Annotated in this window: 15 protein-coding genes and 1 pseudogene; 9 read left to right on the top strand and 7 right to left on the bottom strand. The window is 65.7% G+C overall.

All coding sequences use genetic code 11. From position 1 onward, the window contains the following. The first annotated feature begins 202 nt into the window (after positions 1 to 202). On the top strand, positions 203 to 2,059 hold the full coding sequence (locus QJT78_RS13310) for a sigma-54-dependent Fis family transcriptional regulator (protein WP_028153293.1): 1,857 nt from the start codon (positions 203 to 205) through the stop codon (positions 2,057 to 2,059). A 148-nt stretch (positions 2,060 to 2,207) separates the two neighbouring features. Here the strand turns inward: QJT78_RS13310 and QJT78_RS13305 are convergent, their stop codons facing one another. From QJT78_RS13305 to QJT78_RS13295, 3 genes are all read right to left on the bottom strand, one after another. Beyond that, a complete protein-coding gene (locus tag QJT78_RS13305) occupies positions 2,208 to 3,167 on the bottom strand; it encodes an IS5 family transposase (protein ID WP_038942767.1) in 960 nt (319 codons plus the stop codon). 226 nt (positions 3,168 to 3,393) lie between these two features. Further along, the gene (locus tag QJT78_RS13300) at positions 3,394 to 3,948 is read right to left on the bottom strand and encodes a flavin reductase family protein (RefSeq protein WP_038942768.1); all 555 of its coding nucleotides are present in this window, start codon (positions 3,946 to 3,948) and stop codon (positions 3,394 to 3,396) included. Between the two features lie 57 nt (positions 3,949 to 4,005). Beyond that, complete coding sequence (locus QJT78_RS13295; protein WP_028151542.1) at positions 4,006 to 5,103, bottom strand: LLM class flavin-dependent oxidoreductase; 1,098 nt, start codon at positions 5,101 to 5,103, stop codon at positions 4,006 to 4,008. Positions 5,104 to 5,343: 240 nt separating this feature from the next. On the opposite strand from QJT78_RS13295, the gene QJT78_RS13290 reads away from it, so the two are divergent. From QJT78_RS13290 to poxB, 3 genes are read left to right on the top strand one after another with little or no spacing between them, the layout of a single operon-like run. Beyond that, positions 5,344 to 6,258, top strand: coding sequence for a 2-dehydro-3-deoxygalactonokinase (locus tag QJT78_RS13290; protein ID WP_028151541.1), 915 nt, complete (start codon positions 5,344 to 5,346; stop codon positions 6,256 to 6,258). A gap of 13 nt (positions 6,259 to 6,271) precedes the next feature. Then, the gene (locus tag QJT78_RS13285) at positions 6,272 to 6,925 is read left to right on the top strand and encodes a 2-dehydro-3-deoxy-6-phosphogalactonate aldolase (protein ID WP_028151540.1); all 654 of its coding nucleotides are present in this window, start codon (positions 6,272 to 6,274) and stop codon (positions 6,923 to 6,925) included. A 58-nt stretch (positions 6,926 to 6,983) separates the two neighbouring features. Beyond that, entirely contained in the window at positions 6,984 to 8,720 is a 1,737-nt protein-coding gene (poxB, locus tag QJT78_RS13280) for a ubiquinone-dependent pyruvate dehydrogenase (RefSeq protein WP_028151539.1), read from the top strand. On the opposite strand, the gene QJT78_RS13275 is transcribed toward poxB, so the two are convergent. Together QJT78_RS13275 and QJT78_RS13270 are read right to left on the bottom strand one after the other, a co-directional pair. Next, positions 8,717 to 9,082: a hypothetical protein gene (locus QJT78_RS13275; protein WP_038942774.1), complete on the bottom strand. Its 366-nt coding sequence runs from the start codon at positions 9,080 to 9,082 to the stop codon at positions 8,717 to 8,719. The two genes, poxB and QJT78_RS13275, sit on opposite strands and share 4 nt — an antisense overlap. 68 nt (positions 9,083 to 9,150) lie before the next feature. Continuing rightward, the gene (locus tag QJT78_RS13270; RefSeq protein ID WP_038942775.1) at positions 9,151 to 10,059 is read right to left on the bottom strand and encodes a PaaI family thioesterase; all 909 of its coding nucleotides are present in this window, start codon (positions 10,057 to 10,059) and stop codon (positions 9,151 to 9,153) included. A 149-nt stretch (positions 10,060 to 10,208) separates the two neighbouring features. On the opposite strand from QJT78_RS13270, the gene QJT78_RS13265 reads away from it, so the two are divergent. Further along, positions 10,209 to 10,526 carry a hypothetical protein gene (locus tag QJT78_RS13265; protein WP_028151536.1) on the top strand — a complete coding sequence of 106 codons (318 nt, stop codon included), beginning with the start codon at positions 10,209 to 10,211 and terminating at the stop codon, positions 10,524 to 10,526. A gap of 38 nt (positions 10,527 to 10,564) precedes the next feature. Here QJT78_RS13265 and QJT78_RS13260 read toward each other — a convergent pair whose 3' ends face one another. Together QJT78_RS13260 and QJT78_RS13255 are read right to left on the bottom strand one after the other, a co-directional pair. Next, positions 10,565 to 12,034, bottom strand: a complete 1,470-nt coding sequence (locus QJT78_RS13260) for an amidase (protein WP_038942776.1) — start codon at positions 12,032 to 12,034, stop codon at positions 10,565 to 10,567. A gap of 111 nt (positions 12,035 to 12,145) precedes the next feature. After that, positions 12,146 to 13,276: a ring-opening amidohydrolase gene (locus tag QJT78_RS13255; protein ID WP_028151535.1), complete on the bottom strand. Its 1,131-nt coding sequence runs from the start codon at positions 13,274 to 13,276 to the stop codon at positions 12,146 to 12,148. Between the two features lie 328 nt (positions 13,277 to 13,604). On the opposite strand from QJT78_RS13255, the gene QJT78_RS13250 reads away from it, so the two are divergent. From QJT78_RS13250 to QJT78_RS13235, 4 genes and pseudogenes are all read left to right on the top strand, one after another. After that, positions 13,605 to 15,941, top strand: a complete 2,337-nt coding sequence (locus QJT78_RS13250) for a Tex family protein (protein ID WP_028151534.1) — start codon at positions 13,605 to 13,607, stop codon at positions 15,939 to 15,941. A 343-nt stretch (positions 15,942 to 16,284) separates the two neighbouring features. Next, positions 16,285 to 16,886, top strand: a pseudogene (locus tag QJT78_RS13245) (hypothetical protein). Positions 16,887 to 16,986: 100 nt separating this feature from the next. Beyond that, positions 16,987 to 17,679 carry a response regulator transcription factor gene (locus QJT78_RS13240; protein ID WP_028151532.1) on the top strand — a complete coding sequence of 231 codons (693 nt, stop codon included), beginning with the start codon at positions 16,987 to 16,989 and terminating at the stop codon, positions 17,677 to 17,679. Then, a complete protein-coding gene (locus QJT78_RS13235) occupies positions 17,666 to 18,739 on the top strand; it encodes a HAMP domain-containing sensor histidine kinase (RefSeq protein ID WP_028151531.1) in 1,074 nt (357 codons plus the stop codon). The genes QJT78_RS13240 and QJT78_RS13235 overlap by 14 nt, the downstream gene beginning before the upstream one ends. Positions 18,740 to 18,845: the final 106 nt, after the last annotated feature.

The raw sequence follows: 18,845 nt of genomic DNA, 5'->3' as shown, positions 1-18,845 counted from the left end.
ATCTGCATCCACACCGTCATGCCCGGGCTTGTCCCGGGTATCCACGTTCTTTCGCACGCGCGGCAATGCGTGGATGGACGGGACAAGCCCGGCCATGACGGCGCCGAGGTATCGCGACCTACAACTGCGTCCCGGTTCCCGATTGACATCCCCGCCCGTGCTGCCAGACTTTGCACAATAATGCAGGGTGGAGACGTCCGCGATGGCCAGCCTTTCGGCCTCGAACCATGTCGCCCGTGTCTTGTCCGTCGCCAATCACGTGGCCGACGTCGATGCCTCTTCGCGCATTGCCAATTCCTGGCGGCGCTGCCTGGTGAGCCACAAGCTCGACCCCGCCCGCCAGGGCCCGCCGCAAACGCTGACAGAAGCCGAGATTCGCCACGTCGCCGAGCCCCTGGAGGAGACGATAAGGCTCGTGACCCCCGAGCTCGACGATCTCGCCCGTATCCTCCGCGACGCCGGCTACTGCGTCAATCTCGCTGACGTGAACGCGACCATGCTGTTCAGCCACCTGCCGGGCGAAGCCGACGCAAAGATGTTTCTGGACTGGAAGATCTACACCGGCTCGAATTTCGCCGAGACCTTCGAGGGCACCAACGGGCTCGGCACTGCGCTTGCCGAAGAGAAGCCCATCCTGGTGCATCGCGACGAGCATTTTCGCGCGCAGTGGCACATGTTCTCCTGCGCCGTGGCGCCGTTGTTCGATCAGGCCGGCCGGCTCGCCGGTGCCGTGAACATCACCTCGTGCCGCGAGGATCTCGAACGCGCCGCGCATCAGCTTGCGCTTGCCGTGACGATGGAGGCGACGCGGCGGATGGAGGGCGCGATCTTCCGCGGCTATTTCCGGAACGCCTGGATCGCCACCGTGCCGGGCGACGGGGGCAGCGGCCTGCTCGCCTATGACGACGATCGCCGCATCGTCGGCGCCTGTCGTTCGGCGCGCGCGCTGCTGGGCCTCACCGACGGCATGATCGCGACCGGCATCGATCTGTCGCGCTACGTCAAGTTCGAGCATCGGGCTGCGCGCAGCGCGGACGAGATCGTCGAACTGCGCCGCGCGGACGGCAGCGCGCTCGGGCAGGGACATGTCGCGCCGCCGCTGCGGGCGAGGCCGTCCACTCAGCGTCGTGACGTTCCCGTCGATCGTTTCGATTCGCTGCATCGGCTCGCAGGTCGCGATCCCGGCCTGATCAAAAGTGTCAAACGGCTGCGGAGCATCGGCGACCACAATCTGCCGGTGCTGCTGTATGGCGAGACCGGCGTCGGCAAGGACGTGTTCGCGCGCGCCATTCACGCGGCGAGCAACCGTGCCCGCAACCATTATGTCGCGCTGAACTGTGCGGCGATGCCGGAGAGCCTGATCGACGCCGAGCTGTTCGGCTATGAGGCGGGCGCCTTCACCGGCGCGCGCCGCGACGGCTCGAAGGGTCTGATCGTGCAGGCCGATGGCGGCACGCTGTTCCTCGACGAGATCGGCGACATGCCGATCGCGCTGCAGACGCGCCTGTTGCGCGTGCTCGAAAACCGCGAGGTCTGGCCGCTCGGCGCGCTCAAGCCGGTGCCGGTCGACATCCGCCTGATCAGCGCGACCCATCGCGACCTCGGCCGCATGGCGGAGGAGGGCGCCTTCCGCGCCGATCTCTACTTCCGCCTGCGCGGCATGGAGGTGCGGCTGCCGGCGTTGCGCGAGCGCGCCGATAGAGACGATATCATCCGCCAGATCGCGCGCGAGGAGGCGCCGGATTGCCGCCTGTCGGACGAGGCCTGGGCGTTGCTCTCGGCCTATCCCTATCCCGGCAACATGCGCCAGCTCCGCCACGTGCTGCGGCTTGCCGGCTGCACGGCGGAGGACGGTGTCGTCACGGATGCCGATCTCGATCTGCCTCCGTTTGGTGGGAGGACGGCAGAGCCCGATCTCGCAGCGGCCGAGCGCGCGACAATCGTCGAGGCGCTACGCAAGCATAGCGGCCGCGTCACCGAGGCGGCGCGTGCACTGAAGCTCAGCCGCGCCACGCTTTATCGGAAGATCAAGCAGTTGAAGATCGAGACTGCGCAGTAGCGCCGGTCCCATGCGGCGAGCGTTCTTTCCCTCTCCCCCTGTGGGCCTGTTGCGTTATGGGCTCTTGAGGCTGAAGACGTCAGGAGCGAAGGCCCTGGTCCCGGCAATTGCCTGCCAAGATCCGTAGTTGTCGCCCTCGGAGGGCAACTCACGCGGCGATTGTGGCCCACCGCCTCATGTTGAAGGCGATCGAGGCGAGCAGGACTTGCCCGGTCGCCTTGATCAGGCCGACGTAGCGGATGCAGGTTAGCCGCATGCGGCGTTTGAGAGTAGCGAAGGTGGTCTCAACCTGGGCTCGGCGGCGCGCGATGAGGAGGTTGTAGCGTTTGAGCCTGGGCGGCAGTTCCGGGTGATGTCTGTTGGGCCGACGAGCGATGCGGGGCTTTTTGCCTTCCGCCTTCAGCCTGGCCCGTCGGGCATGGGTGTCGTAAGCCGCATCGGCCCACACCGCAGCTTCATCGCCGCGGATCAAAGCGTCCGCCGGTGTCGTGTCGTTGATGTTGGCCGGTGTGGTCAGCACCGCGCGGATCAAGCCAGATCCTTCGTCCACACCCACATGGGCCTTGTAACCGAAGGTCGAGCCGCTTTTGCCCTGCCGTTTGGCAAACCGGGCATCAGGGTCGTTTGAGGGGCGATCCTCCTTGGGCGGAGCCGAGACTGCCTGGATCAAGGTCGCATCCAGCATCGTGCCGCGCTTGAGGATCACGCCAGCATTCTCAAGCTGACGATCCAGTTCGCCAAACAGCTTCTCCAGCAGGCCTTGTTCAACGAGCTGGTTCCGGAAGCGGTTCAGGACCGTGTGGTCGGGCGTCGCATCCTCAAGGCTCAAACCGACGAAGCGCTTGAACGACAACCGGTCGCCCAGCGCTTCCTCGAGTTCGCGCTCCGAAAGACCATAGAGCGACTGCAACAGCACAGCACGAAACAGCACCAGCACCGGATAGCCTGGTCGACCGGGGCTCCCTTCATCCCGCAAATGGCCGATCAGCTTCTCGAACCGGTACCACTTGACCAGGCCAGCCAGCCGATCCAGCGCCGCATTGGCGCCGGCCCCCTTCGGCATCAACGCTTCCACAAAGCTCGGCTGTCCCGTCCGCTTGACCGCCATCGCTACCTCCGGGGCTTTGCCCTAGGGAATCACAATTGACGAATTACGCAACAGGCCCCTTGTGGGAGAGGGTGGCTCGCCGCAAAGCGGCGAGACGGGTGAGGGGTATGTCTCCGCGAATGCCCCTGCTGCAGCGAATGCGCGGAGAGAGACCCCTCATCCGGCGCTTCGCGCCACCTTCTCCCACAAGGGGAGAAGGAAGGGGCACCGAGACTAGGGCGCGCTCTTACGAAAAATCGCTCCAGCTCAGATGCCGCGAATCGAGGTCGCCGACTGAAACGGTGCCGCGGATCTCGTGAGGGACGTGGAAGCCGCTGCGCAGATACACCAGCGGTGCGGCCTCGTCGGAATGCGAGACGCCGCGCACCTCGCCGACGAAGATCGAATGCGTCTTGGTTTCGAATTCCTGCGCCAGCACGCAGTCGAATGCGGCGACCGAATCCGTCAGCACCGGCGCGCCGGTTGTGCCGCGTGTCCACTGCCCGAACGCAAATCGGTCGTCGCCGTTGACGCCCTTCTGGCCGCTGAAGGTGAGCGCGAGCACGGCGTGGTCCTCGTGCAAGAAGTTGATCGCGAAGGCGCCTTCCTCGCGGATTCGCGCATGTGCGCTGGCGTTGCGGTTGACGCAGACGATCAGGGACGGCGGATTGTCCGACAGCGAGCAGGCTGATGTCACGGTCAACCCGGTGCGCTTGCCGTGCTCGGCGCCAACCGTGACCAGCGCAACCGCGCCGGCGCATTGGCGCATAGCCAGTTTGAGATCCTTAGCGTCGACGCTCACGCCGAAATCTCCGAAACGAGGGCGGGTGCGACACGATTGCGCCGCACCCGCCGCGCGTCAAGCGGCCTTCTTCGCGGAGCCGAGATGCTTCAGGCGCGGCATCACCTCTTTGCTGAGCAGCGAGAGCGAATGGCGCCAGGCCTCCGGCTTGTGCTTGTAGTCGAAGCCGAACACCAGCAGCACGCCGAAGCCGCCGACCTCGTCGTAGATCTTCTCGATCTTCTCGGCGACAGTTGCGGGCGAGCCGACGATCCAGTTCCGCTTGGCGCAATATTCGACGGTGACGTCGCTGTCGGGCACGTCGGGCGCGTGCTTCAGATAGTCCTTGAAGCCGAAATGGCCGAGCAGGGGCAGGAAGTACTCGTGCATCATCCGGCCCATCATGTCACCGGTCGAGAGCTTCCACGCCTCTTCGTCGGTGTCGGCGACGAACACCTCACGCACGAGGCGCCAGTCCGCGCGGTTCGGCTTGCGTCCGGTCTTGGCGGCGCCGATCTCGACCGAGTCCCAATGGCTGCCGACATAGGCCGGGTTGAGGTTGAGGCTCATCGGAATGAAGCCGCGCTCGCCGGCGAGCTTCAGCGTGTCCGAGTTCTTCGATAATCCGGCAACGCCGATCGGCGGATGCGGGGCCTGGAGCGGCTTGATGTGCGGCTTGAGGAAATCGAACATCGTGTCCGGCTTGGTCACGGTCCAGAACTTGCCCTTGTAGGTGAAGGGCGCGGGATCGGACCACAGCTTCAGGATGATCTCCAGCGCCTCGCGGGTCATGTCGCGGTTCTGTCCGCTCATGCCGTCGACGTTGAACATCGCCCAGTCGCTCGGCAGGCCCGAAGCTGCGACGCCGAAATTGAGCCGACCCTCGGAGAGATGGTCGAGCATCGCGACGCGGTTGGCGAGCTCGGCCGGGTGGTGATAGGGCAGCAGGAAACCGCCCGGCCCGATGCGGATATTCTTGGTCTGCATCAGCGCCTGCGCGATCAGAAGGTCCGGCGTGGGATTGGGTTCCCAGGGTGCGGTGTGGTGCTCGCCGACCCAGGCTTCCTGGTAGCCGAGCTCGTCGAGCCAGCGCATGACCTGCAGGTCCCAGTCGTTTCCTTCCTTCAGGCCGCACTCCGGCGGATGCGAAGGCATCGTGAAATAGCCGATCTCCATGGGTTTCCTCATCTGATGTTGACGCGTCTTGTTGCGCGTTCCTGGACTTGAACAGGACAGCTTTAGCAAGCGGTGTGCCACCGCATCGCAAGCCGTGTGCCAACGCGACGAGCGCCTCAGACTTGCGAAAAATTGCTGGTTTGAGGCGACAATAGCCGATATCCCGGGGCAGATTTGCGAGCGTCCGTCTCATTGTCGCGAGACGGCGTCTTGCCGGTGAGACCAAGGATACCCGTTGAGATGACCGAACCCGCCTATGTCGCGGTGGACTGGGGCACCAGTAGCTTCCGCCTCTGGCTGATCGACCGTGCCGGCAAAGTGCTGGCTGAACGTCGCAGCGATGAGGGCATGTTGGCCGCGGCCAAGGCCGGCTTTGCCGGTGTGCTGCAGTCGCATCTCAAGGCAGTCGAGGCCCCAGCCCAGCTGCCGGTGCTTGTCTGCGGCATGGCCGGCGCCAAAACCGGCTGGGTCGAGGCCGGCTATGTTGACACACCTGCGCCGCTCTCTGCCGTGCTGAAGCAGGCCGCGCTTGTGCCCGGCGAGACGCGCGATATTCGCATCCTGCCTGGGATCGCGCAGCGCGATACCAAGGCGCCGGACGTGATGCGCGGCGAGGAGACGCAGCTGGTCGGCGCACTCGGTCTCGAGGCCGCAGGCGAAGCGCTGGTCTGCATGCCCGGCACGCATTCGAAATGGGTGCGCGTGAAGGACGGCACGGTCGCGCATTTCTCCACCTTCATGACCGGCGAGCTCTTCAGCGTGGTCTCGCGCGAGACGATTCTGTCGCTGGCGGTCGCCAGTGCCGATGATGCCGAGGATGTCGCGAGCTTCAAGGCGGCCGTGAAAGCCGCGTATGAAGCGCCGGCCTTCGCGGCCAACCTTTTGTTCACTGCGCGGTCGCGGCAGCTCCTGTTCGGCGGCACGCCGGCCGCCGCGCGCGAGACGCTGTCGGGCACGTTGATCGGCGTCGAGCTGGCGGCAGGGCTCTCCGGCACGGTGCCGAAAGCGGGCATCACGCTGATTGCTTCGGGGCGGCTCGCGATGCTGTACCGGCTCGCCTTCGATGCGCTGTCGGTCACCGTGCGGCCGATAGATGCCGATGAAGCCGTTCGCCGTGGCCTGTCGATGGCCGCTGCTGCGATCTGGACGAAATGAGAGGAATCTTGAGATGAGCGTTCCCTTTCCGCCGATGCAGCGTCCGCTGGTCGCGATCCTGCGTGGTGTGAAGCCCGAGGAGACCGAGGCGATCGTCGGCGTGCTGATCGAGGCCGGCATGACCGCGATCGAGATCCCCCTGAATTCGCCGGAGCCGTTCCGCTCGATCGCGACTGTCGCGAAGCTCGCGCCGCCCGGCGTTCTGATCGGCGCCGGCACGGTGCTGACCGCCGCAGATGTCGATCGTCTCAACGATGTCGGCGGCAAGTTGATGGTCTCGCCGAATGTGGATACGCAGGTGCTCACGCGTGCACACCAGTACGCCATGGTGACGTTGCCGGGCGTGTTCTCGCCGACCGAGGCGCTGCTCGCCGCGCGCTCCGGCGCATCGGGCCTGAAATTCTTTCCGGCCAGCGTGCTCGGCGCGTCCGGCATCGCCGCGATCCGTGCCGTGCTGCCGGCGGGCGTGATGATCGCCGCCGTCGGCGGCGTCTCCGACCAGAATTTTGCCGAATACATCAAGGGCGGCGTGACGGCGTTCGGGCTCGGCTCCAGCCTCTACAAGGCCGGTATGAATGCGGCCGATGTCGCGGCCCGCGCGAAAGCGACGATCACGGCTTACGATCGGGCGATTGCGAAAGACTCCGTGGTAATAAACAAGCCGTGATCCCGGCGTCGTGGATTTGTATCCTATCCTGCCGCGTCAGCGAGATCAGGAGACCGACATGGCGATCAACAACGTGGCCGATCTGTTCGTGGCAACGCTCGAACAGGCCGGCGTCAAGCGCATCTACGGCATCGTCGGCGACAGTCTGAACGGTCTCACCGAGGCGCTGCGCCGCCGCGGCACCATCGAATGGATCCATGTCCGGCACGAGGAGGTCGCGGCCTTCGCGGCTGCCGGCGAAGCCGAGATGACGGGGAGCCTCGCTGTGTGTGCGGGCTCCTGCGGCCCGGGCAATCTGCATCTGATCAACGGCCTGTTCGATGCGCATCGCAGTCGCGTCCCCGTGCTTGCGATCGCGGCGCAGATCCCGTCAGCCGAGATCGGCGGCGGCTATTTCCAGGAAACCCATCCGCAAAACCTGTTTAGGGAGTGCAGCCATTATTGCGAGCTGGTGTCGGATGCGAGCCAGCTGCCTTACGTGATCGAGAACGCCATCCGCGCGGCCGTAGGCCTGCGCGGCGTCGCCGTGATCGCCATGCCCGGCGATGTCGCGTTCCGCAGCCCGCCCAAGCGCGCGCTGTCGACGATGCGCGGGCTTGCGCTGTCGGCGCCGAAGGTTGTGCCGCAGGCCGACGAGCTTAAGGCGCTCGCGGACCTTTTGAACCGTGCCGAGCGCATCACCCTGTTCTGTGGTCGCGGCTGCGCCGGCGCGCACGCGCCGCTGATGCAGCTGGCTGAAGCGCTGAAGAGCCCGATCGTGCATGCGCTCGGCGGCAAGGAGCATGTCGAGTACGATAACCCCTACGACGTCGGCATGACCGGCTTCATCGGTTTCTCCTCAGGCTATGCCGCCATGCACGCCTGCGACGCGCTGGTAATGCTCGGCACCGATTTCCCTTACAAGCAGTTCTTCCCCACCGATGCGCAGGTCGCGCAGATCGACATCCGCCCGGAAAATCTGGGACGGCGCTGCAAGATCGATCTCGGCCTCGTCGGCGACGTCAAGCTGACCATCGAGGCGCTGCTGCCGTTGCTCAAGACCAAGACCCAGCGGAGGCATCTCGACGACGCCATCGCGCACTACAAGAAGGCGCGCGAAGGGCTCGACTCGCTTGCGAAGGGGACGCCGGGCAGCAAGCCGATCCATCCGCAATATCTGGCAAAAGTCGTTAGCGACCATGCCTCTGATGACGCCGTCTTCACCGCCGATGTCGGCACGCCCACGGTGTGGGCCGCGCGCTACCTCGACATGAACGGCCGCCGCCGGCTGATCGGCTCGTTCGTGCACGGCTCGATGGCCAACGCGATGCCGCAGGCGATCGGCGCGCAGGCTTCGCAGCCCGGCCGCCAGGTTATCTCGCTCTCCGGCGACGGCGGCTTCACCATGCTGATGGGCGACCTGATCACGCTGACCCAGATGAAGCTGCCGGTGAAAGTGGTCGTCTTCAACAACGGTGTGCTCGGCTTCGTTGCGCTGGAGATGAAGGCGGCCGGGTTCGTCGACACCAATGTCGACCTTGAGAATCCCGATTTCGCGGCGATGGCGCGCGCGATGGGCATTTTCGCCAAACGCGTCGAGGACCCCGGCGAGCTTCCGGGGGCCGTGAAGGAGATGCTGGCCCATGACGGACCCGCGCTGCTCGATGTCGTCACGGCGAAGCAGGAGCTGTCGATGCCGCCGACCATCACGCCCGAGCAGATCAAGGGCTTCAGCCTCTGGGTGCTGCGCGCGGTGATGAACGGGCGCGGTGACGAGGTGCTCGATCTCGCTAAAACAAACCTGCTACCGCGCTAGCCCCGCTTCACCGAAGGCGCGGGCAGGCGCTCGTGGCGGTGCTGGAAGCGCTGCCAGTGCAGCACGATGCCGATCAGCAGGGCCGGCACGAAGCCGAGTGCGATCAGGAAATACGGCAGCTGCGTCGGCGAGATGAACGCAATGGCGATATCGGAGATTAGCCAGAGCGCTGCGAACATCACCGCGAAATCGGTGCGCGGGCAGCGCAAATAATAGAACACGGCGGTGATGACGATGGCGGGCCCGATCGCGATGCCGATCATCACCGCGGTCAGCTCCTTCGGCGTCAGCGCGTCGAGCACCATCGACGCCAGCAGCCAGAGCGCGGCGAACATGGCGATGATGTCGAGCGGATGCCGCAACCCAATACCCCTCGCAGGAAACGCGCTATCGTTGTGGCCGGAACTCCGGTCGTCAAGGGAAAATACGCCTATTCCTCGTCACTTCCGGACGTTGGCCGCAGCATGAAATGGCCGAAAGCGGTGGCGATCGGCTTGTTCGCATCGTCCTGCCAGGCCCGCGCCTCGAAGGCGACGATACGCCGGCCCTGTTTCACGATCGAGACATTGGCGATGGTATCGAGGGCGCGGCCGGAACGCAGATAGTTGACGGTGAGTCCGATCGGCTTGGGCAGCGCGGCGATGCCGAGCTCGCGCCTCACGCCGAGGATCGCGGAGGTCTCGAGGAAGGCACCGGTCATGCCGCCATGGATCGCGGGCAGGATCGGGTTGCCGATGATCTGCGGCGAGAACGGCATCGTCAGCGTGCCGTCGTCATTGACGCGAATGCCGAGGCAGCGCGCAAACGGGCTGTTGGCGAACGGGCCGTCCGGATCGTCGGGCGCCTCCAGCGTCGGGATGCTGCGCGAATCCATCCTGCGGTCCGCGAGCATGTTGGTGCGATTGGCGCCGACCATGAAGCAGGCGGTCGCGGTTGCGACCGGATCGTCCTCGGAGTCCTGATAGGCGGTGGAGCGCACGAAGGCGATCGAACGCGTGGTGCGGTAGCACACCGAATGCGCCTTGATGTCGAGGCCCGGCGTCGCCGGCTTCTGATAATCGATACGCAGATCCAGGGTTGCGATCGCGCGTGTGCCGTCGAGCGCAAGTTGCACCGCCATGCCGCAGCTCTCGTCCAGCATCGCGGTGACGACGCCGCCATGCAGCACGCCGGTCTCGGTGTCGCCGACGAAGACCGGACGATAGGGCAGGCTTGACCAGGCCTCGGCGGGGGCGAAGCGGTCGAGCTGGAGCCCGCTGATATGGCCGAAGTCGGAACGACGGCCCTTGATCGCCTCGGCGAGTTCCTCGAACGGCAGCGTGGTGGGTGAAGTGGACATGACGACGTTCTAGACCAGTGTCGGTCGCCGCGCAAAACCCCGAATGGGGCTGATCAGGCAGGTCTGCCTGGGCCGGTTTGGCCTCGACATGGTGTGCTGAAGCAACGATGGTGGGCGCTTCGTCCGTCGACTAGCCCCAAGGAGTGCCCATGGCCGACCCCGAAACACCCGCCACCAATCAGGGGCCCGTGACCATTTCGAGCTCCAGCTCGGAACGGGCACCGATCATCTATTTCGACGGCGCATCCTGCTTCGGACACCACAACGGCGCGATCCAGATCGAGCTCGCCGCGAACCTGCTGATGCCGGTCGGTGCCGCCGTCAGGGTCGACGTGGTCCAGACCGCGCACTTGCGCTGCAGCGTGGCCGCAGCGCTGGCGCTGCGCGAAGCGCTCGACAAGGCGCTGGCGATGTACAGGCAGGGGCAGCAGCAGCCGGCGGAGGTGATCCCGACGGTGAAGAACTGAGATCGCGGGCGATCGCTTTTGAATGCGATCGCAATCTCTCAGCCCACATGCACCTTCGGCTTCTTGCCGCCGTTCCACTTGCCGTCGAGCGCGCGCTCGATCTGGGCGGCGAGCTGCAGCAGCAGGCCGTCATTGGCCTGCTTGGCGATGGCCTGGATGCCGAGCGGCAGGCCGTGGTCTTGCTCTGCCATCGGCATCGAGACCGCCGGCATGCCGCAGAGATTGGCGAGCGGCGTGAAGGCGAAGAAGCGCCAGAGATTGCCGAACCAGTCGAGCACTTCTGGATTGTCGGAGATGGTGAGATATTCCTTCGTGCCGACCTTCGGCGTCGGCAACGCGGTGATCGGCGTCAGGATCACGTCCCACTGCTCGAAGAACGCGCCGAAGCCGCGCGAGGTCGTGTTGAACACGCCTTGCATCTTTGCCCGCTCGGCGAAGCTCGTGTGCCGACCGGCCTCCCAGATCCTGATGTTCATGGGCTCGATCAGATCTTCCGGCGGCTTTTCCAGCCCGCGCGCGGCGAGCATGTTGGAGATCACCACGGCAAAATTGCTGATGTAGCAGGTGGTCTGCGCCGCAAACGCAGCGCGGAAGTCGAGCTCGGGCAGCGCGTATTCGACGTGATGGCCAAGGCCTTCGAGGAAGCGGCCGGTTTTCTCCAGCTCGGCGGCGATCTCCGGCGTTGCGGTGTAGTCGCCCCAGGTGTGCGACAGCGCGATGCGAAGCTTTGACGGGTCGCGCTTGATCATCTCGGAATAGGGCTGCGCCGTGGTCCAGAACGGCATGAACTCGCCGGGCGCAGGCCCGCGGGCGTGATCGACGAAGGCAGCGGTGTCGCGCACCGAGCGCGATTGACAACCCTGGATCGAGACGAGGCCGGTGAGGTCGGACATGTGTGGCGCCAGCGAGAACACGCCGCGCGACACTTTCAGCCCGATATTGCCGTTGACGCCGGCGGGAATGCGGATCGAGCCGCCGCCGTCGGTCGCATGCGCGATCGGGACGACGCCGGCCGCGACCATCGCCGCGCTGCCCGCGGACGAGCCGCAGGTGGTGTAGTCGGTATTCCAGGGATTGCGCGTCACGTAGACGGCGGGATTGTCGGCCGAGCTGCACACGCCGAACTCCGGCGTCGTGGTCCGTCCGATCAGGTTGAGGCCTGCCTGACGGAATTTACCGGTGAGGAACGTATCGGCCGCGGCGCGATTGCCGCGCATCAGCAGCGAGCCCATTTCCTGCAGCCGGCCCTTCATGGTCGGTCCGAGGTCCTTCATCAGGAAGGGCAGGCCGGCGAACGGGCCGGCAAGATTGGCGCTGTCCTTGGCCGGATCGGCGATCACGTCCTCGAACAGCTCGACCACGCCCGACAGTGCCGGATTGACCTTGGCGACGCCCGCGGCGGCCTGGCGCGCCAGCTCCTTCGCCGTCAGCTCGCCCTTGCGGACGCGTGCGGCCAGCCCGACGCCATCGTGCTGCGCCCATTCGTTCCAGCTCATCGGCAAAGTCATGAAGTCAAAATCCCCGTGGGTGCGGCGCCACCTTTTTCGCAAGGGCCCGCGTGAATCAACTGAGCCGGCGCGAAGGGCAGGGTTGCGCCGGGCGGAGAGGTCGCCGCGTCATTAAGACAGCCGCGCGATCACCGCAACCGGGCCGCCGCCCGCAGGCCCCTGATGCTCGGCACCGCCGGAGACATAGACCGCGCCGGTGCCGGCAAGGCCGGCGATCAGGCCGCCGACGGCTGCGCGGGCGTGGCGCGTCGAGCTGATGTCGGTATCCTCCAGCATGGTGTGGCGGAAGCCGCGCACGCTGCCATCAGGCGAGGCCTCGGCCTTGGCGAAGATGTTGACGAGCTCGCGGCCCTCGGTGGCTAGCGGCGCGACGCCAAGCCCAACATCAAGGCCAATACCAAGCCCGACGCTGTTCAGCGCCGACACCACCGCCGGGGCATCGATGGCATCGTTCATCACGGCGTGTCCGATCTCGAACTCGCTCGCTGAAGACGTCGAGTTGCCGAGCACGATGATGACGTTGTGCATCAGCTCGATCCCTGACGAGGTGGACGCAACCGACGAGAACAGATCGTAGCGCCGCAGCACGTCGTCGTCGCTGACATCGGAAGCGATCTCGCCGAGCGCGACCGCGACCCCAAGCGCGGAGGCGCCGCGCGAATAGGCCATCGAGCTGTAGGCGCTGGTCGTGGCCGTCTTGCTGCCGCGCGCGTTTGCTGCTTCGACGCGGTCGCTGGTGAGCAGCGGGCATTTGATCTGCACGAAATGGACGTCGGCGGGATCGGTAATGCCGGCATCCGCCATCGCGGCTGTCACCGCCTTGGCCGTTTCCATGATCTGTGCGGAGCGGCCGATCTCTTCGGGGAGGAAGTCCCGCGTGTGCGCCATGCCGATGCTCAAGCGCTTGCCGGACATGCCTGCCGGGCGCTCAGCCTCGCGCCGCGTGAACACCGTGATATGCGGGCTGAGCACGCCTTCGGTGCCACCCGACATCACGAAGGCGATGCGCTGCTCGACCGCCTCTGGCGAAAGGCCGAGTTCTGGCGCCAGCGCCGTGCACAACGCAGCAACGGCATATTCCCGGGTGAAGTCGTTGACACCGCCATTGCCCTCGGTCTTGCCGAGGATGGCCAAAATCGTTGTCGGGTCGATCGCGCCGGAGCCGATGATGGCCATGAGGCCGGAGACGTCGCCGGGGCCGGTGGTGGCGACCTTGAAGACGCCGACCGATGTCGTCCGCATGACTGGTCCTTACGTGGAGTTCGGTGGTCCGGCGCAGCCAACAGGCGTGGAAGCGCTGCGTCTGTCAAGCCACAAGCGGCCATCTCTGACCGTCACCCAGAGGCGCTCGCCCCGCACCTCGGGATGACGGGGCTGGTATCTCGGCCGAAGCAAGAAGAACCCGTGCATCCCCACGAATGTGGCGAGATCGCATCCGGTTCAACAAAAAAATCCTCTGTCGACGGTTGCGCGCCGCACCTTGATGAATCAACCTCGGTTGGTCCATAAGCGGCGTCCCGCTGCCGGTGGTTCGCCCCCGCGTCGCGTGCTTGGATAGAGGGATTCTCGCGTGGCAAATATCAACCAGAAAATTGCGCAGGAGCTTGGGGTACGGGCGGAGCAGGTCGAGGCGACGGTGACGTTGCTCGACGGCGGCGCCACGGTTCCCTTCATCGCCCGCTACCGCAAGGAAGCGACCGGTGCGCTCGACGACGCGCAATTGCGCACCCTGGAGGAGCGCTTGGGCTATCTGCGCGAGCTCGAAGACCGCCGCAAGGCGATCCTCGAATCGGTCCGCGAGCAGGGTAAGCTCGATGCCGCGCTCGAAGCCTCCATTCTCGCCGCCGACAGCAAGGCGCGCCTCGAAGACATTTACCTGCCGTTCAAGCCGAAGCGCCGCACCAAGGCCGAGATCGCCAAGGAAGCCGGGCTCGAGCCGCTCGCCAATCAGCTGATGGCTGAGCCGGGCAACGATCCGAAGGTCGTGGCCGAAACCTTCATCAACGCCGAGAAGGGCGTCGCCGATGCCGCTGCCGCGCTCGATGGCGCCCGCGCCATCCTGGTCGAGCGCTTCGACGAGGACGCCGACCTGATCGGTGCTTTGCGCGAGGAGATGTGGACCAATGCGCGCATGGCCTCCAAGGTGCGCGACGGCAAGAAGACCGAGGGCGAGAAGTTCGCCGACTATTTCGAGTTCTCCGAGCCGCTGACGAAGCTCCCGTCGCACCGCATCCTCGCGATGTTCCGCGGCGAGAAGGAAGAGATCCTCGATCTCCAGATCCAGGCCGAAGCCGAAGCGCCGCCGCCGGGCGTGCCGAGCGCTTATGAATTGAAGATCATGAAGCGGTTCGGCATTGCCGACCTCAAGCGCGCCGGCGACCGCTGGCTGATCGACACCGTGCGCTGGGCCTGGCGTACCAAGATCCAGGTGCATCTCAACATCGACCTGCGCATGCGGCTGTGGAACGCCGCCGAGACCGAGGCCGTGCGCGTGTTCGCCTCTAATTTGCGCGACCTGCTGCTCGCGGCACCCGCCGGCACCCGTGTCACCATGGGCCTCGATCCCGGTTATCGCACCGGCGTCAAGGTCGCCGTCACCGACGCGACCGGCAAGGTGGTCGATACCGCCGTGATCTATCCGCACGAGCCGCAGCGGCAGTGGAACGAGGCGCTCGCGATCCTCGGCAAGCTTGCGCTGAAGCATCGTGTCGAGCTGATCGCGATCGGCAACGGCACCGCGTCGCGCGAGACCGACAAGCTCGCAGGCGATCTCGTCAAGGGCCTGGCCGAGCTGAAGATGACCAAGATCGTGGTGTCGGAAGCCGGCGCGTCGGTCTATTCGGCCTCGGCCTTCGCCTCGGAGGAGTTGCCGGGTCTCGACGTCACCCTGCGCGGCGCGGTTTCGATCGCGCGCCGCCTGCAGGATCCGCTCGCCGAGCTCGTCAAGATCGAGCCCAAGGCGATCGGCGTCGGCCAGTATCAGCACGACCTCGGCCAGGCCAAGCTCGCCAAGTCGCTCGATGCCGTGGTCGAAGACTGCGTGAACGCGGTCGGCGTCGACGTCAACACCGCCTCGGCGCCGCTGCTTGCGCGCGTGTCGGGCGTCGGTTCCGGCCTTGCCTCGAGCATCGTGGCGCACCGCGACGCCAACGGCCCGTTCAAGTCGCGCAAGGCGCTCAAGGACGTGCCGCGGCTCGGCCCGAAGGCGTTCGAGCAGTGTGCCGGCTTCCTGCGCATCCTCGGCGGCGAGGACCCGCTCGATGCGTCCGGCGTGCATCCGGAAGCCTATCCCGTGGTGCGCCGGATTCTCAGCGCCACCAAGAGCGACATCAAGGCGCTGATCGGCAGCAGCGAGATCGTGCGCACGCTGAAGCCGAAGGATTTCGTCGACGAGACCTTCGGTCTGCCGACCGTCACCGATATCCTGCGCGAGCTCGAGAAGCCCGGCCGCGACCCGCGTCCGGCGTTCAAGGCCGCGGTGTTCAAGGAGGGCGTCGAGGAGATCAAGCATCTCCAGAAGGGCATGATCCTCGAGGGGACCGTGACCAACGTTGCCGCCTTCGGCGCCTTCGTCGATATCGGCGTGCACCAGGACGGCTTGGTTCACATCTCGGCGATGTCCAGGAACTACATCAAGGATCCGCGCGAGGTGGTGAAGCCCGGCGACATCGTCAAGGTGAAGGTGCTGGACTTCGAGGTTGCCCGCAAGCGCATCTCGCTGACATTGCGCCTCGACGACGAGGTCGGCGCCAAGAAGGACGCGCCCGGCATGCAGCGGGACAACAGCTCGCGGAACCCCGCGCGCATGACGTCGTCGGCCCCGCGCAACCAGGAATCCTCCGGCGGCGGTGCGCTCGCGGAGGCCATGCGCCGCGCGGCCGAGAAGAACGGCGGCAAGCGGGCGTGATACTTGAACCTCTCCCCGCTCTTTGCGGGGAGAGGCCGGATCGCGCTAGCGATCCGGGTGAGGGGCAAGGCATGCGGCTGACCGGATCAAAGGCCCCTCCAGCTCGTAAGTTGACGGTGCACGGGACAAGCGTCGCGATCACTTTTTAGATCGCATTCGCGGGACGCAGCCTCTCACCCCACCCTCTCCCCGTCAGAACGGGGCGAGGGAGCGAACGAGCGTTCGTCCCTAACACCTGCGTCAGAATCTGGCGCGTTTGTAAGTTGAAGGTGCCTGTCCCTTCCTCTCATCTGATCCTCCTCGCGCGGCAGAAAGATCGCCGCGCAGCACGGAGGATGCTTCGATGGACAACAGGCTTCTCAAAGGCGTCACTGCGGTGACGCTCGCCGCAATGATGGCGCTCGCTTCACCTGTGCTGGCCCGTGGCGGCGGCGGTTTCGGCGGTGGCGGACATGGCGGGTTTGGTGGCGGCGGGCACTTCGGTGGCGGCGGAATGCATGCGGGTGGCTTCGGCGGCGGTATGCGCGGAGGCGGCATGCACGTCGGCGGTATGGGTGGCGGCGGCATGCGATTTGGCGGCATGGGCGGTGCCCGTTTCGGTGGCGCCCGCTTCGTCGGTTCGCCGATGGCTGCCCGTGCCGCCATGGGGCCGCGCTTCGTCGGCTCGCCAATGGCTGCCCGCGCTGCCATCGGGCCGCGCTTTGTCGGTGCACCATTAGCGACCCGCGCCGCCTTCGGCCCGCGGTTTGCTGGCCCGGGCTGGCATGGCAGGCCGTTCATTGGTCGCCATGCCTTCTTCCACCGTCACCGCTTCAACCGGTTCGCTTTCGTCGGCGCGCCGTTCTCTATGCCAACTATGCCAACTATTACGACGATGGCTGCTGGCAAAGGAGCTGGACAGCCTATGGATGGCAATGGGTCAATGTGTGCGGAGACTCTTGGTAGTCGCATCGCGGTACCGCACCATTGTCGCGATCGCCACCGGGCGGTTCCGCTCAGCCCCGGAACGGGATAGTCTGGTGGCGATCGTCGCGCGGAGTTTTGCATGACCGGAGGTCACCGCCGCATTCTGGTCGTCGAGGACGATCCGGAAACCGCAGGCCAGCTCGTCGAGGAACTCACCACCTCGGGCTACGAGGTCGATCTTGCCGCGACGGGTCGTGAAGCCCTGAGCCACGGCGTCGCCCGCGACTATGCCGTGATCACCATCGATCGCATGCTGCCCGACATCGACGGCATCGCCGTGATGCGCCAGTTGCGCGACGACGGCATCGCCGCGCCCTTCCTGATCATCTCCGCGCTCGGCGAGGTCGACGACCGCGTGCGCGGTTTGCGCGCCGGCGGCGATGACTACCTCGTCAAGCCGTTCTCCTTCGTCGAGCTGCTGGCGCGCCTCGAGGCGCTCGGCCGGCGCAGCGAGACCGTCGCCAAGGAAACCATCTTGCGGGTCGGCGATCTCGCCATCGACCTGATCGCGCGCAACGCCAGCCGGCGTGGCCGGAAAATTCCGCTGCTGCCGCGCGAGTTTCAGCTGCTCGAATATCTCGTCCGCAACGAGGGCCGCGTCGTCTCCCGTGCAATGCTGCTCCAGCATGTCTGGGACCTGCATTTCGATCCCTCCACCAATATCATCGACGTCTATGTCGGGCGCGTCCGCCGCAAGGTCGACGATGCCCAGGCCTATCCGCTGATCCACACGATCCGCGGCATCGGATATTGCCTCCGTGCTCCTGGCTAAGACGCTCCGCTCCTCGACCTTCAGGCTGGCGCTGATCGCGATCGCGGCGTTCGGGCTGATCGTCGCCGCGATCATGGCCTACGTCTATTTCGGCACGCTCGCCTATGTCGAGAGCAGGCTCGGCAATGCCGGCGATCACGACGGCTTCAGGGACATGATCGAGCTCGCGATGGCTGCGGTCGCCGTGCTGCTCCTGGTATTGGCGGGGCTCGCCGCCGTGCTGGTGACGCGGCGCACGGTCGGACGGATCGAAGAGATCAATGCCACCAGCCGCGCCATCATGCTCTCGGGCCTGGATCAGCGCATCCCCCTGCGCGGCAGCCATGATGAATGGGACCGCGTCGCTGAAAACCTCAATCAAATGCTCGACCGCATCGAGACGCTGATGGGCGAGGTCAAACAGGTCAGCGACAACGTCGCGCACGATCTGCGCACGCCGCTGACGCGCATGCGCGGTCGGCTGGAAAAGGCCTATCACGTCCCGCGAAACGGCGAGGCGGATGCGGCGCTTATTGGCGACACCATCGCTGATCTCGATTCCGTGCTCGGCATGTTCACCTCTATCACGCGGATCTCGGAGATCGAGACCCGCGCCCGCAGGAGCGCTTTTCGTGCGCTCGACCTCGCCGAGATCGCCGGCGAGGTCGTCGAGCTCTACGACGCCGCGGCTGAGCAGGTCGCGACCCGTCTCAGCCTCGGCGGCGATCGTGAGGTGCCCGTGACCGGCGATCGCGACCTGCTGTTCGACGCCATCGCCAATCTCGTCGACAACGCGATCAAGCACGGCCGCGCGGGCGGGCAGGTGAGCGTGACCTGCCGCAGCGCCGATGGCGGTGCGATGATCGCGATTGCTGACGACGGTCCGGGCATTCCGGCGGATCAGCGCGATCACGTGTTCAAGCGCTTCTACCGGCTTGAACAGAGCCGCTACACCCCCGGCAACGGCCTGGGCTTAAGCCTGGTCGCCGCCGTCGCTCGCCTCCATGGCGCCGAGATAGCCCTGCATGACAACGCGTCGGGCCTGACGGTCCAACTCAGCTTCCCGTCGCACCCGCCCTAGTACCCACTTTTCTTGGAACGTGAGTCGTGATTCAAGGTCGGGATGATACCCGAAGCAAGAGAAGTCCACCTTTCGAGGAAAGATCGCAAGGTGCTTGAGGCGTGCT

The sequence above is a fragment of the Bradyrhizobium sp. Mp27 genome (genome assembly GCF_029953005.1).
Taxonomy (GTDB): domain Bacteria; phylum Pseudomonadota; class Alphaproteobacteria; order Rhizobiales; family Xanthobacteraceae; genus Bradyrhizobium; species Bradyrhizobium barranii.
The sequence above is the reverse complement of the archived record's forward strand: the minus strand, read 5'-3'. Positions and strand labels throughout refer to the sequence as shown.